The organism is Stenotrophomonas sp. AGC87 (genome assembly GCF_057333975.1).
In genome coordinates this window covers 92,466-108,523 of sequence record NZ_JBHFHW010000004.1, presented here as the reverse complement: position 1 = coordinate 108,523, position 16,058 = coordinate 92,466, and the positions used below count along the sequence as shown (strand labels likewise).

Annotated in this window: 9 protein-coding genes and 1 pseudogene; 4 read left to right on the top strand and 6 right to left on the bottom strand. The window is 68.4% G+C overall.

The window, feature by feature from the left end; all coding sequences use genetic code 11:
- Window positions 1-18 precede the first annotated feature (18 nt).
- Both ACE026_RS01395 and ACE026_RS01390 read right to left on the bottom strand, forming a co-directional pair.
- Entirely contained in the window at window positions 19-1,590 is a 1,572-nt protein-coding gene (locus ACE026_RS01395; RefSeq protein ID WP_486037289.1) for an arylsulfatase, read from the bottom strand.
- 103 nt (window positions 1,591-1,693) lie between these two features.
- Window positions 1,694-6,472 carry an ATP-dependent helicase gene (locus ACE026_RS01390; protein WP_486037288.1) on the bottom strand — a complete coding sequence of 1,593 codons (4,779 nt, stop codon included), beginning with the start codon at window positions 6,470-6,472 and terminating at the stop codon, window positions 1,694-1,696.
- Window positions 6,473-6,721: 249 nt separating this feature from the next.
- Here ACE026_RS01390 and ACE026_RS01385 point away from each other — a divergent pair, with 249 nt between their 5' ends.
- Window positions 6,722-8,509, top strand: coding sequence for an FAD-binding oxidoreductase (locus ACE026_RS01385; protein WP_486037286.1), 1,788 nt, complete (start codon window positions 6,722-6,724; stop codon window positions 8,507-8,509).
- A gap of 18 nt (window positions 8,510-8,527) precedes the next feature.
- Here the strand turns inward: ACE026_RS01385 and ACE026_RS01380 are convergent, their stop codons facing one another.
- Together ACE026_RS01380 and ACE026_RS01375 are read right to left on the bottom strand one after the other, a co-directional pair.
- On the bottom strand, window positions 8,528-9,721 hold the full coding sequence (locus tag ACE026_RS01380; protein ID WP_486037284.1) for a pyridoxal phosphate-dependent aminotransferase: 1,194 nt from the start codon (window positions 9,719-9,721) through the stop codon (window positions 8,528-8,530).
- On the bottom strand, window positions 9,718-12,393 hold the full coding sequence (locus ACE026_RS01375; protein ID WP_486037282.1) for a TonB-dependent receptor plug domain-containing protein: 2,676 nt from the start codon (window positions 12,391-12,393) through the stop codon (window positions 9,718-9,720). Before ACE026_RS01375 ends, ACE026_RS01380 begins: the two co-directional genes overlap by 4 nt.
- Before the next feature lie 279 nt (window positions 12,394-12,672).
- On the opposite strand from ACE026_RS01375, the gene ACE026_RS01370 reads away from it, so the two are divergent.
- Window positions 12,673-13,650, top strand: a complete 978-nt coding sequence (locus tag ACE026_RS01370) for a serine hydrolase domain-containing protein (RefSeq protein ID WP_486037281.1) — start codon at window positions 12,673-12,675, stop codon at window positions 13,648-13,650.
- A 31-nt stretch (window positions 13,651-13,681) separates the two neighbouring features.
- Here the strand turns inward: ACE026_RS01370 and ACE026_RS01365 are convergent, their stop codons facing one another.
- Complete coding sequence (locus ACE026_RS01365) at window positions 13,682-14,116, bottom strand: hypothetical protein (protein WP_486037280.1); 435 nt, start codon at window positions 14,114-14,116, stop codon at window positions 13,682-13,684.
- A gap of 156 nt (window positions 14,117-14,272) precedes the next feature.
- Window positions 14,273-14,419 (bottom strand): annotated as a pseudogene (locus ACE026_RS01360) (GNAT family N-acetyltransferase); the annotation flags it as partial.
- On the opposite strand from ACE026_RS01360, the gene ACE026_RS01355 reads away from it, so the two are divergent.
- Together ACE026_RS01355 and ACE026_RS01350 are read left to right on the top strand one after the other, a co-directional pair.
- Entirely contained in the window at window positions 14,389-15,297 is a 909-nt protein-coding gene (locus ACE026_RS01355; RefSeq protein ID WP_486037279.1) for an AraC family transcriptional regulator, read from the top strand. The pseudogene ACE026_RS01360 and the gene ACE026_RS01355 overlap by 31 nt on opposite strands.
- Window positions 15,298-15,375: 78 nt before the next feature.
- Window positions 15,376-16,014 carry a LysE family translocator gene (locus ACE026_RS01350; protein WP_486037277.1) on the top strand — a complete coding sequence of 213 codons (639 nt, stop codon included), beginning with the start codon at window positions 15,376-15,378 and terminating at the stop codon, window positions 16,012-16,014.
- Window positions 16,015-16,058 lie beyond the last annotated feature (44 nt).

Here is a 16,058-nt window from a genome sequence, read left to right as displayed (position 1 = left end):
GTGCGATGGCGGCGGCCGCTACTTGCCCGTCACCGCTTCCTGCAGCTTTTCCACCGCCTGGTCGGCCGTGAACGTGTTCGGCTTCTGGATCTTGGGGAAGTCCACGAACGTCTCGTTGAATTTCGTGAGCAGCGCGATCGCGCCATACACGATATAGACGTGGTTGATGTACCAGTCCCAATAGGTATTGGAGGTCACATCCGCGAACTCGTACGGATCGGTACGCAGGTTGTAGATCTTGGGAATGCGCATGACCGTGAACGGTTCGCGCCACAGCTGCATGGTGCCTTTGCAGCGCTGCTCGATGAACGTCACCTTCCAGTTGTCGTAGCGGATGCCGAGCATGTCGCCATCATCGGAGATGTAGACGAACAGCTTGCGCGGCGACTTTTCCTCCTTGCCGGTGAGATACGGCAGCAGGCTGACGCCGTCGATGTGGTTCTTGTAGGTACGCCCGATCGCCTTGACCCCTTTCTTGAGGTCGTTGACCACGCCCTTGTTGCCCGCCAGTTCCAGGAAGGTCGGCAGCCAGTCATGGTGCTGGACGATCTCGTTGGATACCGAGCCCGGCTTGATCTTGCCCGGGTAACGCACCACCAGCGGAATCCGGAACGCGCCTTCCCAGTTGGTGTCCTTCTCACTGCGGAACGGCGTCATGCCGCCATCCGGCCAGGAATTGCGGTGCGGCCCGTTGTCGGTGGAGTACACCACCAGGGTGTCTTCGGCGATGCCCAGCTCATCAAGATAATCGAGCAGCGAGCCGACGTTCTTGTCGTGGTCGATCATCGTATCGTGATACGGCGACTGCCAACGACCGGCCTGGCCCTTGCTCTCTTCCTTGGTATGCGTATACAGGTGCATATGGGTGAAGTTGACCCAGACGAAGAACGGCGTGTCGTCGTCGTTCGCCTTTTTGATGAAGCCCTTGGCGCGGTCGGCGAAGTCGTCATCGCAGGTCAGCATGCGCTTGCGGTCCAGCGGGCCGGTATCTTCGATTTTCTGCTTGCCCACCTTGCCCCAGCGCTTCTGGTCAGTGCTGTCATCTTTGTCGGTGGCGAAACTGTGGATCACACCCCGCGGCTTGATCGTCTCGATGAAATCGCCGAACTCGTCCTTGGGGAAGTAGTCGTACATCTCCGGCTCTTCTTCGGCATTGAGGTGGTAGAGATTGCCGTAGAACTCATCGAACCCATGGTTGGTGGGCAGCATGTGGTTCAGATCGCCAAGGTGGTTCTTGCCGAACTGCCCGGTGGTATAGCCCTCGTTCTTCAGCAGCGCGGCGATGGCGACGATCTTCTCGCTCATGCCGACCGGCGCGCCCGGAATGCCCACCTTCGACAGACCGGTCCGCAGCACGCTCTGCCCGGTGATGAAGGAGGACCGGCCGGCGGTACAGGACTGCTCACCGTACGAGTCGGTGAACATCATGCCCTCATTGGCCAGCCGGTCGATGTTCGGGGTCTGGTAGCCCATCAACCCGCGCGAGTAGCAGCTCAGGTTGGAGATGCCGATGTCGTCTCCCCAGATGACGAGGATGTTGGGCTTCTTTGCGGATGAACTGGGCTTCTTCTTTGCGGATGAGCTGGCCATGCACTTCTCCGACGACGGTGGTGCTCAATAGTCGGTGTGGGTCGCGATGGCGGCCAGCGTGTTTCTACTTAGATCGCATCAGTAAGTCTTCGCCTCTCCCTGCTCATCCTTCCCAGCTGATGCCTTTGGGCGCACTGGAGAACCCGGCGGCCCGCAGTGCGTCCATCGTTCCATCGCGCCGCGCCGGCGCATCGTTGATCAGCTCCACCGTGAACGAGATCCGCCGCCCCCGCCGCAGTGCACCGACCAGCGCCTGCGCCGCGACAGCCGTCGTGCCGGCCAGGGACACATCGTCCGCATCGAAGAACGTCAGCAGCTGGCGCCCCCCCTGGGCCAGGTACATCAACAGACGCCCACCACCGATCACCACCACGGCGCCGGCACGTCGCACCGGCCGGACCGCCGAGCCGTGCACCGGCCAGGGCACCACGGTACCGAACGGGTTGGCTGGGTCCACTGCGGACAGCCCGATCGCCACCTCGCCAGCACCGGGCCGCAGGGCCTCGGCGACGCCGCGCAGCCGATCCACGATCAGGCGATCGGCAAACTGGGCCCCGCCCAGCCCGTCCACGAAGCGCCCGCGCAGCACCCGGCCCGCATCCTCCATGCCGCGATACACCTGCTGCAGCGCCGGGAAGCCGCCGGCGATCCCTTCGGCCATCGCGGCCCCGCGGGTCACGATGCCGTACCGGTCCAGCAGCCCCTCGGCCAGCGCCACCGCGCGCGCCGTGTCACTGATCGCCTCACGCTGCAACAGCGACCAGCGCCCGGCCAGCGCGGGTGCCGCAAAGCTGGCGATCACGGCCGGCGCGCCGTCGGCCAAGGGCGTGTCGTGCATCGGGATGCCACGGACGCGTCGACCGCGCCGCGAGGCGCGCGCGACCCGCGGCCGTGGCGTGCGGGCCCCGGCCATGCCGCGCAGCGGCGCCCACAGATCCGTGGTCAGGTGCCCCGACCAGGCCAGGCCCCACAAGGCGTCGTGCAGCTGCGCGGCGGTGATCTCCATGGGCGGGTTGCCGGCCCGCGCCGCGTGCGTGCCCACCGCGGTGGCCAGCTGGCGCGCGAAGTACGCCCCCCCGTCGGCCAGCACCTGCAGCAGCGCGTCCTGCAGCGGCGACAGCGCGGTTGCCACCGCAAGCGCGGGCAGCGTTTCTGCCGCGAATTCCTGCAGGTGCAGCGAGACCAGGCCATCCTCCTCGCCAAGCCGCCCGTGCCCGGCCCACACCACGGTGCCCGTAGCGAGCAGCTCATCGAGCATCGCCGGCGCGTAATCGACCACGCGCGCAGGCAGGATCTGCTGTTCCCACACCGACGCCGGCAGCGCCACACCCGCCAGCAGGTCCACCACGCGCAGCACGCCGTCGATGCCCTCCAGCGCACCCGGCCCGCGGTGAGTGATGCCACGTGCAGCCTGTTCGGCATCGGCCAGCAGCCCATGCCGCTCCAGCAACAACAGGGCATAGGCGTCGCGCGTGACCGGCCGGGTCGCCTCGCGTGCCGCCTGCAGCGAGCGCACCCGCAACCGACGGAACACCGCCTCGCCCACCCATTCGTGACGGGCCAGCGGCGCCGGCTCGGCGGCTGCAAAGACGGCCTCGGCGTCGCGACGCGCCACACCGAAACGACCCTTGAGCAGCTTGCCCTGCGTTTCCAGCTGCGTGAGTGCCGCATCGGCCACGGCCACGCCCACTCCGAACGCGGCCGCCACCTCGGCCGTGGTGAAGGGCGCATGGGTGCGCGCATACCGGCCCAGCAGCTCGCCCAGCGGGTCCGATGAAGCCTGCAGGAAGGCCTCGGGGATGCCGCGCGGGAGGGTGACCCCCAGCGCATCGCGCAGGCGCGCGGCATCTTCGATGGCCGCCCAGTGCATGCGGCCGGCGATCTGGACCTGGATCGCACGCCGCTCAGCGGCGAGATCGTGCAGATGCCCAGCAGAATCCTCATCGACCCGCCGCAGCGCCATCGCTTCATCGGTGAGCGGGCCCAGTTCGCGCAGCAGATCGGCCGCCCCTTCCGTGCCGCGCGCTTGGCGGTCGGGCGCCAGGCGCTGCAGCTCGCTGCCCACCTGCTCCACCACGGCCGCATCCAGCAGTTCGCCCAGATCGACCTGGCCGAGCAGATCCCCCAGCAGGCCGCTGTCCAGTGACAGCACCGACGCGCGTCGCTCGGCCAGCGGCACATCGGTGCCGTACATGAACTCGGCGACGTAGCCGAACAGCAGGTTCGCCGCGAACGGCGACGGCACCTCGGTGGTGACATCGGCGATCGCCACGCGGCCGTCGGTGAGCCGCTGCATCAGCACGCCCAGCGCATCGAGATCGTAGACGTCCTGCAGGCACTCACGTGCGGTCTCGATCAGGATCGGGAACTCGGGATAGCCCTGCGCGATGGCCAGCAGTTCACCGGCGCGCAGGCGCTGCTGCCACAGCGGCGAGCGGCGACCCGGCGTGCGCCGCGGCAGCAACAGCGCGCGTGCGGCACATTCGCGGAAGCGCGCGGCGAACAGGGCCGAGCCGCCCACGGCGCGCGTGACGTCGCTGCGCAGCCGCTCGGGCTCAAACAGGAACAGCTCCGCGCCCGGCAGGCGCCCCTCCGCGTCGGGCAGCCGCGCGATGATGCCGTCGTCGCTGGCGACCACCGCCGGATCCACGCCCCAGCGTTCGCGGATGCGTGCGGCCACCGCCAGTGCCCACGGATCGTGTACGCGCCGCCCATACGGCGAATGCAACATCAGCCGCCAGTCACCGGCCTCATCGCGGCAGCGCTCCAGCACCAGCGTGCGATCGGTGGGCAGCACGCCGGTGGCCTCACGCTGTTCGGCCAGCAGGCCGGCGATGTTGGTGATCGCGTTGTCCGCCAATCCGCAGGCCTGCAGCCGCTCCCGCAGCCCGGCCGGCATGCCCGCTTCGGCGACACCGGCATCCAGCGCACCGATGAAGGCACCCACCGCCTCGCCCAGTTCGGCCGGGCGCCCCACGCCCTCACCGCGCCAGAACGGCAAGCGCGCCGAGCGCCCCGGCGCGGGAGTCACCACGACCTGGTCATGGGTGATCTGCTCGATCCGCCACGAGGTGGCGCCCAAGGTGATCACATCGTTGACCCGTGATTCGTGGACCATCTCCTCATCCAGTTCACCGACCCGGCGCGACCCGGCACGCTCCTCGCCTTCCGGAAGCACCACACCGAACATGCCGCGGTCCGGGATGGTGCCCCCGCTGGTGACCGCCAGCTGTTTCGCGCCCGGCCGCGCGCTCAGCGAACCGGTGTCGCGGTTCCAGACCAGCCGCGGGCGGAAGCCGGCGAAATCATCGGAGGGATAACGCCCGGCCAGCATGTCCAGGGTGGCATCGAACGCGCTGCGCGGCAGCGAACGGTACGGCGCGGCACGCCGTACGCGCGCATACCAGGCGTCCACGTCCAGTGTCTCCATCGCCGCGGCGGCCACTGTCTGCTGGGCCAGTACGTCCAGCGGGTTGCGCGGCGGATCGATCGCTTCGATCTGACCGGCCAGCATGCGCTCCACCGCCACGGACGCATCGATCAGGTCGCGCCGTGTGCGTGGGTAGACCAGGCCGGTGGAGATGCCCCCGACCTGATGGCTGGCCCGCCCCACCCGCTGCAGCGCGCTGGCGACCGAAGGCGGCGCGGCGACCTGGATCACCAGATCGACCAGCCCCATGTCGATGCCCAGCTCCAGGCTGGAGGTGGCCACGACACAGCGCAGCTCGCCGGCCTTGAGCGCCTGTTCGATCTCGCGGCGCTGTTCCTTGGAGACCGAACCATGGTGCGACCGGGCGATCAGCGCGTCCGCTCCGGCGGCCCGCCCGGCGGTGCCGCCGTTGAACGACCCGTAGTGCTCGGGGGCAGCCGCCGCTATCGAGGCAAGCGCCGGGAGCTGGCCACGGGCGACACGGTCGGCATGCAGTTCATTCAACCGGGCAGTCAGCTTTTCGGCCACGCCCCGTGAGTTGGCGAACACGATCGTCGAACGTCGCGCCAGCACCTGGTCCAGGATGCTGGCCTCCACATGCGGCCAGATCGAGCCGACCCGGCCGGCGGACGCGGGTGCATCGGCGGCCGCGGGATGCGGCGGAATGTCGGCCATGTCCTCGACCGGCACCACGATCCGGACCTCCAGCGCCCGCTGCGACGGTGGATGGACCACGCTGACCGGACGGTCGCCGCCAAGGAACCGCGCGACCTCCTCCACCGGGCGCACCGTGGCCGAGAGCCCGATGCGCTGCGCGGGCACCTGCAGCAGGGCATCCAGGCGCTCCAGGCTCAACGCCAGGTGGGTGCCGCGCTTGCTGCCGGCCACCGCGTGGATCTCATCGATGATCACGGTATGCACATCGCGCAATGTCTCGCGCGCCTGTGAGGTGAGCATCAGGAACAGCGATTCGGGCGTGGTGATCAGGATGTCGGGCGGACGCCGCAGCAGCCGCGCTCGCTCCGCCGGGGTGGTGTCCCCGGTCCGGATCGCGACGGACAGGGTGACCGCCGGATCGCCGCGTCGCTCGCGTTCGGCACTCACCCCCTGCAGGGGCCTCTGCAGGTTGCGCTCGACATCGGCGCCGAGCGCCTTGATCGGCGAGAGATACAGCACACGGGTGCCGCGCTTGGTGGACGTGGCCGTCGCGGGCCGCCCACCGCCCTGCTGCTCACCGCTGCGGAACAGCTGGTCGATCGCGTGCAGGAACGCGGCAAGGGTCTTGCCCGAGCCGGTCGGCGCGATGACCAGGGTGTGCTGGCCGGCGCTGATCGCCGCCCAGGCATGGTCCTGCACTGCCGTGGGCGCAGCGAAGGCTGCCGTGAACCAATCGCGCGTGGCCGGGGTGAAGGTGGCCAGTGCGCCGGGGGCGGGGTCGTTCGAGGTGGGCATGGATCCGGATGTCGTGGGGCGCTCGCCCAGCGACGGCCGCGAGCGCAATGGAACCAGACTAGGGTAAGCCGCGTCGGACATCCGTCAATCGGCGCGGGACCGACGTGTCTCCGGCTGGCGCCGCCCGCCCCTGAGCCCCCGCCACTCGTCCCTTCATCACCGACATCCGGCCCCAGGCCAGGGCCGGCGGGCCTCTGCGGGAACACACTCGCTGGCATCGACCCCGCTGCTGCCGCAGGAACCACCCTCATGAAACGACGCGATTGCCTCAAGGCCGGGCTGACCCTGCCGCTGCTGCCGATGCTGCTCAAGGCCGGCCCTGCCTTCGCAGCGACGCGTGCGAGGGTCCGGCCGGGCGCTGCGGGATGGCCCGCTGCCGCCGAGTGGGACCGATTGTCGCGTGCCGTCGGCGGTCGGCTGTCGGTGCCGCAGTCCCCCTTCCTCGCTGACGCCGCCACCCGCACCGCCGCGCTGGAGCAGCTGCAGAATCCATTCTTCCTCGGCGATGCGCCCGCGCTCACCCAGACCAGTGGTTACTTCGGCGCGTGGCGGTCAGTGCCCAGCGCGAAGGTGGTGGCCGCCACCAACAGCGCCGATGTGGCCGCGGCGGTGAACTTCGCCCGCACCCACCGCCTGCGCCTGGTGGTCAAAGGCGGCGGGCACAGTTATCACGGCACCTCCTGCGCGCCGGATTCGCTGCTGGTCTGGACCCGCGCGATGAACCAGGTCGAGCTGCACGATGCCTTCGTCGCCCACAACGCCCACGCGGGCACGGCGCCGCAGCCGGCGGTCAGCGTAGGCGCCGGGGCGATGTGGATCGATGCCTACGATGCGGTCACCACCCGCGGTGGGCGCTATGTCCAGGGCGGCGGCTGTACCTCGGTGGGCGTGACCGGCCTGGTCACCGGCGGCGGCTTCGGCAGTTTCTCCAAAGCGCATGGCACGGCCGCGGCCAGCCTGCTCGAAGCCGAGATCGTCACCGCCGACGGGCAGATCCGCACCGTCAACGCCGACAACGACCCGGACCTGTTCTGGGCCTTGAAGGGCGGCTGCGCGGCGAGTTTCGGGATCGTCACCCGGATGACGCTGCGGACCCATGACCTGCCCGATACCTTCGGCGGCGTATCCTGCCAGATCCAGACCAGCGACGACGCCAGCTGGCAGGCACTGGCGGCGGAGATGCTCCGCTTCTACCGCGACACGCTGTGCAACCCGCATTGGGGTGAGCAGTTCACCTTCAAGGACACGCGCCGGCTGTCGATCTCGATGGTGTTCCAGGGCCTGTCGCGCGACGCGGCCGAAGCGACCTGGACGCCGTTCCTGGACTGGATCCGCGCCCGGCCGGCCTACACCATCACCGAACCCTTGCAGGCACTGGCGATGCCGGCCAGAGACTTCTGGGACGCGGACTTCTTCCGCCAGCACGCCCCTGCCCTCATCGCCGAGGACACCCGCGATGGCGCCTCCTCCCGGCACATGCTGTGGAAGGGCGACCAGGGCCAGGTCGGCTGGTTCCTGCATGGCTACGCATCGGCCTGGCTGCCGTCGGGATTGTTGGACGATGCCCAGCGTGAGCAGGCGGCCGCCGCGATCTGTGCCGCCGCCGATCACATGGATGTCGGCCTGCACTGCAACAAGGGCCTGTTCGGTGCACCGGCGGCGGCGCTGGCCGCCAGCCGCGACACGGCCACCCATCCGGCCGTGCTGGACGCCTTCGCGCTGGCGATCATCGGCAATGCCAGCGGGCCGGTGTATCCGGGCCTGGGGCGCACGGTGGACGAGCCCCGCGCACGCCGGGGCGCCTTGAACGTGGCGCGCGCCTACCAGGCCCTGAGCGTGGTGGCGCCCTCGGCCCCGGCCTATGTCTCGGAGAGCGATTACTTCCAGGAGGACTGGCAGCAGGCCTTCTGGGGGCCGAACTACCCATTGCTGCAGGCCGCCAAGCGCCGCTACGATCCGCAGGGGCTGTTCGTGATCCATCACGGTGTGGGGAGTGAGGACTGGAGCGCGGACGGCTTCGAGCGCATCGGCGGCTGACGGCGCGTCAGGCAGTGTCTACGCCGCCGCCCCACCCTGCGCCTTGCCCAGCTGGGCGAGCACGCTGCGCAACGCCTGCTGCGCACGCCGGTTCTCCGCCGGCGTGCCGACGGTGATCCGCACCCAGGTGTCATACGGGGCGAACACACGGGCGATGCGCACGCCCTGTTGCAGCAGCCCGGCGGCGACGGCTGCATGGGGGTGCCCGGTATCGACGAACACGAAATTGCCGGCCGCTTCGGTCGAGCGCAGGCGCAGCCCGCTCAGGACCTGCTGCCAGTGCTGCCGCTCCGCCGCCACGCTGCGCCGGACCTGGGCCACGTGGGCGGGATCGGCGAGTGCCGCCGAGGCGGCGGCCAGCGACAACTGGTTCTGCGCGTGCGCGCCGCCGACGCCGCGCTGGCGCAGTGCCTCGGCGAGCGCCGCAGGCACCAGTGCATACCCGACCTGCAGCCCGGCCAAGGCATGGATCTTGCCCAGCGTGCGGAATACCACCACGTTCTTGCCCTGCCGCAGCAGGCGCACCGCGCTCAACGTGGCGGCATCCTCGCGGTAATCGAGGTATGCCTCATCGACGATCACCAGCGTGCGCGCCTGCGCGGCGCTCACGAAACGATCGAACTCGGCCCCGGGGCTCAGCGTGCCGGACGGGTTGTGCGGATTGACCACGAACAGCGCGCGGGTATCCGGCGCGATCGCCGCCAGCAATGCGGGCAGATCATTCTCCAGCCGCGCGTTCAACGGCACTTCCACCGCCCGGCCGCCAAAGGGCCTGGCCGCATCCACCAGGGCGCCATACCCGGGCACCGAGTAGATGAACCCGCCCGCGCCCTGGCTCAGCGCAAGATGCTGGCCGAAGGCTTCCAGCACTTCACCAACGATGACCTGTTCGGGCGCGACCCCTTCCAGCGTGCCGATCTGGCTCTGCAACGCCTGCAGCTGCGCGGCGCTGACGTACCGCGGCGCCTCCACCAGCGCGCGCTGTACCGCGGGCCCGACCCGAGGTGACGGGCCGTAGCTGCTTTCATTGAGATCCAGTCGCAGCAGGTCCGTGGTGCTTCCGGCGGCCGTCACGGCTGCCGGCGCGGCCGGCGCAGCGGAACCAGCGGCCGGCGCCAGCGCGACCGCTGCGGCACTGGTCAGCCCGGCGCGCAGCCAGTGGCGGCGCTGCGGGTCGGCAGGCAGGTGGCCTGCAGTCGTGGAACGGGTCATTGGAAACGGGCCTCCAGGCGTGCGTAGTAGTAGGTGCCACTCCAACCGAACGGCGACAGCTCGCTGTACGGGAACACGCCAAAGGTATCGGCGCCGGAGACCTGTGGGGTGGTGGCGATGTTGCGGGTGGGATAGGTGTTGAACAGATTGTTGGCGCCCAGCACGAGAGTGACCGTCTCGGTCGCGCGGAAGGCGATGTCCAGATCGGTGACCCAGCGCGCCTCCAGTGTCTGGATCACGTCGACATTGCCAGCACTACCCGCTTCGGTCGGCAGCGTGCGGAACCGGGTCGAGCCCTGGGCAAAGGCGGCGACATTGGCCGCGCTCTGGTTGGTCGCCGCCACGCCTTCGATCTCGCCATAGCGATGCGTGCCCAGGTGGATGCCCCAGCGGCCGACATCCCACCCCAGCGCGAGCGTCAGGTTGTCGCGCGGCTGGCCTTTCTCCACGCGGGTGCGCTCGGTGACATCGAACAACGGCGTGCGCACGCCGAGCGCGGTCAGCTGCGCCGGGGTCGAGGCGACATGGGTCAACTCGGTCTTGTTGCGGTTGTAGGCCACGGTGGCGGTGAGCCGGCCATAGTCCGCCAGCTCCCAACGGTAGCGCGCGGAAGCGTCCACGCCGGTGGTGCGGGTATCTGCGGCGTTGCTGAAGTAGCGCACGCTGGTCACGCCGGGCGAGCCCAGTGCGGCCAGGTAGTCACGGATCGCGGTGGACCCGGCTGCATCGACGAAGTTGCTGGAAAGAAAGATCCGGTCGTCGATGTCGATCCGGTACACATCCACCGACGCGCTCAGCCCACCGATGCCCCAGGTGAGGCCCGCGGTGAGGTTGGTCGCCTGCTCCGGCTCCAGCGAGCGCGCCCCGAGGGCACGCGCTTCCACCGTGTCCACCGGTGCGGTGCGCACCAGCACGTACTCGGGCACCCCGGTCACCGCGTTGTTGAGCGTGCGGCTGCTGGTCGAACTGAAGTACTGCTGGGCCAAGGCCGGCGCATGGAAGCCGGTGCTGACCGAGGCGCGCACCGCCACCCCGCCGTCGAGCTGGTAGCGCAGGGCCAGCTTGCCGTTGGTGGTGCTGCCGAAATCGCTGTAGTCCTCCCAGCGCCCGGCCAGCGAGACCAGGAAGCGATCCGTCACATCGGTTTCCGCTTCGGCGTAGGCCGAGACGTTGTGACGGTGATGGTTGCCGGCGTCCGCCGGCTGGATGCCCGCGAAGCCCTGCGAGCCGATCGTCGGCACCGCGCCGGCCGACGGGCCATCAAGCACCCGCGCTGGCCCCCAGACGTACGAGTTCAGCTCACCGGGTGAAATGCCGTAGGTATCGCGGCGGAACTCCGCCCCGAGCGCCAGCCGCAGCGGTGCATGCCAACCCAGCTCGATACTGTTGTTCGCATCCAGATTGGTGGTCCACTGCGAGGCCTCCAGCGCGCCGTTGTAGAACGCGGTGGGGCTGGCCGCACCCAGCGTGGCGTTGAGCGTGTTGCGCGTACGGTAGACCAGCTTGTTGCGGCCGTAGACGCTGCTCAGGTCCCAATGCCAGTCGCCGAGCAGACCTTTGATGCCTGCGCCGAGCGAGGCGTTGGTGCTCTGGGTATCGACCCACGGCAGGAACCCGTCCGGGTAGATCGCGCGCACGTTCTCGACCTGGCCGGCGCGGCGCAGGGAGGCGTTGGAACTGCCCTCGCTTACCCCGTAGCCGCCGAACGCATACGCCTCCAATCCCTCCGCCCAGGCGAGCGGCTTGCGCAGGTTGCCAAACACGGTCTTTTCCACGGTGTCGGCCGAGTCGGCGAAGCGCCACAGGGCATCGCGGTCGATGGTGGCTTCGCGTGGGTCGGCCACTGCACCCGCCGCCGCGCCCCCGATCGGCGCCAGGCCGGTGCCGGAGCCGAAGGTGCCCGACGGCGCCACCGGCGCACCGTTGCGGCCGATCCCGAAGTACTGCTGACGGGTATCGGGCAAGGCGCGGTTGGCTGCCTTGCGGTCACGATAATCCCAGGTGAGGTGCAGGCCGCCGCCCTCGGCAAAGGCCACGCCGGTGTCCAGGGCGACGGCCGTGGTGCCACCACCGCCATCGCGGGTGGTGCCGCGGCTGACCCGCCCTTCGAAGCCGGCATCCTCGCGCAGCACGATGTTGATCACCCCGGCAATCGCATCGGAACCGTACTGGGCAGACGCGCCATCACGCAGTACTTCAATCCGCTCGATCGCACTCACCGGGATCGCATTGAGGTCCGTGGAGACCGCGCCTTTGCCCACCGTGCCGCCGGTGTTGACCCACGCACTGGCATGCCGCCGCTTGCCGTTGACCAGCACCAGGGTCTGATCCGGCGAGAGCCCGCGCAGCGTCGCCGAGCGGATGTGGGTGTTGCCGTCCGGTGTGGTCGGGTGCGGGAAGTTGAACGAGGGCAACAGCGACTGCAGGATCTGGCTGATATCGGTGTAGCCGCTGCTGCGGAGGTCCTGCGCGCTCAGCACATCGATCGGCACCGGCGATTCGAGCACGGTGCGGGCCTGGTTGCGGTTGCCGAGGACGGTGAGCTGGTCGAGCTGGGTGACCGCCGGCGCACTGGCCGCGGTTTGAGCATGGACCGGAACGGCGGTGAACAGACTGGCAAGCACGGCGACGGACAGACGGCGACGTCGCAGCAGAGTGGCGCGAGGATTCATGACAACTCCGAAGAGATCGGGCATCACGCCCGAAGAAGACGATGGAACAGCGCAGGCGGTACGTCAGCGGCGACATCGCCGTGGCAGATTCGAAGCAGGCAAGACACGTCCCCAGGTGACCCTGCCGGACATGTTGCAAACTTGTTGCAGAGCGTCAATCGGTACGGACACATGCATTCGCGCCGGGTTGCGCAGGTGGGTAACGAGCGCGGGGCAAGTCACTGATTTCATTCGGCGCGGCCAACGGCGTCGCACCAATGTCCCGGCACCAACAGTCAGATGACCTGGGCACAGTCGCTGTCGGCCAACTACACCGACGGTATCGTGGTGCTGCACGACGGCGTGGTGGTCTACGAACGTTACAGCGGCTGCCTGGACGAGCACGGCCAGCACGGCGCGATGTCCGTCAGCAAGTCGATGACCGGTCTGCTCGGCGAGATGCTGGTCGCCGAGGGTGTGATCGATGAAACCCAGCGCGTCAGCGCGATTGTTCCCGAGCTGAAGGACAGCGCGTTCGGCGATGCCACGGTCAAGCAGGTGCTGGAGATGACCACGGCACTGCGCTACAGCGAAGATTACGCCGACCCCAACGCCGAGGTATGGGCGTTTTCCGCCGCGGGCAGCACCCTGCCCCCTGCCCCCGGCTACACCGGGCCGCGCAGTTACTACGATTACCTGCAGACCGTGCAGAAGCAGGGCCGCCACGGCGAGGCTTTCGGCTACAAAACGATCAACACCGACGTGCTGGGCTGGATCATCGCCCGGCGTACGGGGCAGTCGGTTGCACAGGTGCTGCAATCGCGGATCTGGCAACGCCTTGGCGCCGAGCAGGACGCGTACTACACCGTTGATTCCACCGGCACACCGTTCGCGGGCGGCGGCTTCAATGCCGGCCTGCGTGATCTGGCCCGCGTCGGCCAACTGCTGCTCGACGACGGCAAGGTCAACGGCCAGTCCATCCTGCCCGCCGCAGCGATCGCCCGGATCCGCGCTGGTGGCAACCAGCAGGCCTTCGCCAAGGCCGGCTATCCACAGCTGCCGGGCTGGAGCTACCGCGGCATGTGGTGGATATCGCACAACGACCATGGCGCCTACATGGCGCGCGGCGTGCACGGCCAGGCGCTGTACATCGATCCCACCGCACGCGTCGTGATCGCGCGGTTCGGCTCGCACCCGGTGGCCGGCAACAGCGCCAATGACCCGACCACCCTGCCGGCGTTCGATGCCGTGGCGCGCTATCTGATGGAGCGCCACTGACGGCGCAGTGACAGCCCACGATGCCTGCACCTCACCGGCAGGCATCGTGCACGAGGTCATCCATCCGCCGGCTCAGCGCCAGGCTCGGCCGGTCACCCGCCTTCGTGTAGGTTGTCTCGCGCTGGCGTCGCGCGGCATCGCACCGGACCGGATCGGCATGCACGGAGATCACTGCACCCCGGAGGGCGGGTGCCGGCCGCACGTTGCGGCGCGGCGACCCGCGCGCGCGCGCCGGTGCAGTCTCCGCGCGCCGTTTGGCCTTGAGCTCCTGGCGAAGCGATTCGATGTACAACGCATTGGCGCGCGTATCCACAGGCGGCGGCATGTCACGGATGCGCTCGGTCTGGCCGGTGCACGGCGTGGACTGGTACTGACGGCGGCCTTCCACGACACAGGTGTGCACCTGCCGCGGAGAAGCCTCGCTCGCTGCAGCGCTCATCATGATGGCCAACATCCACACAGGCATGGCTCAGCTCCCTCCAGGAGGCTGCAGCATCTCCCCGGCCCATCATCCCCGGCCGTGAACTGCCGCACGCTGGACGCGCGACGCGCATGATCCCGACACGGAGTCAGTGCTACGCCCTACCCCGATCCTACTATGCCCCGGCAATGCATCGTCACGGATACCGGCCGCCCAGCTGTCTTCGGTGATGCCCAGTTCGGCCAGCTGTGCGGCGGAGAAGGCGTTCTCGCGGGTGCGTCCGCGCAGATCAATGCAGGCAGCGGCATCGTCAGGCAGTGCACGGCGGTAGTGAAGGTGATTTACCATGGCGCAAGGATTGCAGTGAGTTTCAGCCGGTGAGCATACGCGAGCGCCACCCTTCCAGCCGCATTGCCTCGGATAATGACTTCTGGCGCGACCCCCAGCTGCCCTGGGTTGAGTCACGCCGCGCGTGCCACAGCCGGGCCTGTTACCGCCCGCACAGTCATCCAACCTGGTCGATCGGTGCCGTGGACGCGGGTGAGAGCATTTTCAGCGGCGCGCCTGGCGGACAGCACCGCCTTCAACCAGGCACCTTGGTCATCGTGCCGGCGCACCGTGTACATGCCTGCAATCCAGCGCCCAACACCGCGTGGAGCTATCAGATGCTGCATCTGGATGCGGCCTGGGTGGCGGCAGTCACAGAAGACAAGCACTCCATCGACAAAGAAGGCCCAACGGTGCCGCTGATCCGGATCGACCACAGCCTTGCGCGCTACCGGACGTTCTGCGACATGAATGCCCTGCTGTTTTCCAGCGCCGATCCCGGAGAAAAAGAAGCAGCTGTCGTCGCTTTCATCGCCGATCTCGACGTCACTGCCGGGGCGCCGGTTCCCGCCCCACACGCAAGCGCAGCGCAACACCGGCGACTGCAGCCAGCATTCGCCCTGCTGGACGCCGCGCCGATGTCGAGCGTGTCGCTGGCCGATCTGGCCACATGCACGGGGATGGACCGCTACGCGATGATCCGGGCGTTTCGCAATGCCACTGGGCTGACACCACATGCCTGGCAGCTCAATCGGCGGATCAATCTCGCCCGCGAGCGCCTTGGTCAAGGGCAACCGCTGGCCGAGGTCGCACACGCGCTCGGCTTTGCAGACCAGAGCCATTTCCAGCGCCTGTTCAAAGCTCACGCCGGTGTTACGCCAGGCCGTTATCGCCGCTGAGTACTGCGCAATATCGTGCAATACATCAACACGCAACATCGGCACAGTCAGGTGCCCCGTTGAAGCCTGCCCGCCCCCATGGAACAGTTTCTGCTCGTTGCTGCCGTGCACTTTCTGGCGTTGCTGTCGCCCGGGCCGGACTTCTTCCTGATCACCCGCACCGCAATCCATCAGGGCTGGCATGTTGCAAGCGGCGCATGCATCGGGGTTGCACTGGCCAATGGGGCCTATATTGCGCTGGCATTTTCCGGCGTAGCGGGGCTGCAATCCGGCAGCGCGCTTTTTCAGGTGATCCAGATAGCGGGCTGCGCTTTCCTGCTCTACATCGGCGTGCTGTTCCTGCGCCATGCCGGGACCGCCTCACTGCGTCTGCCGGGTGAGCAACCGGGGGAGCTGTCCCGCCCGGCACCGAGATCTGCGTGGTCCCGTGCCTTCGGGCTGGGTGCAATGTCCGCCCTGCTCAACCCCAAGAATGCCCTGTTCTACGCCAGCCTCGCGGCCATGTTGAGCGGGCCGGACAACAGCGCCGGAACACGGTGGTTCTACGGGGTGTGGATGTTCGCGGTGGTGCTCGGCTGGGACCTGTTGGTGGCCGGTATGGTTGGGCGTGCAGCAGCGATGGACCGATTCAACGCAGCGCTGCCGTGGATCGAGCGCCTGTCTGGCGTGCTGCTGATCATCCTGGCACTGGCGGTATTGGGCGCGATGGTGATCTGAGCAGCTTCGACGCCTGTGACCCAAACGCCGCGGGGGGGGGCGCG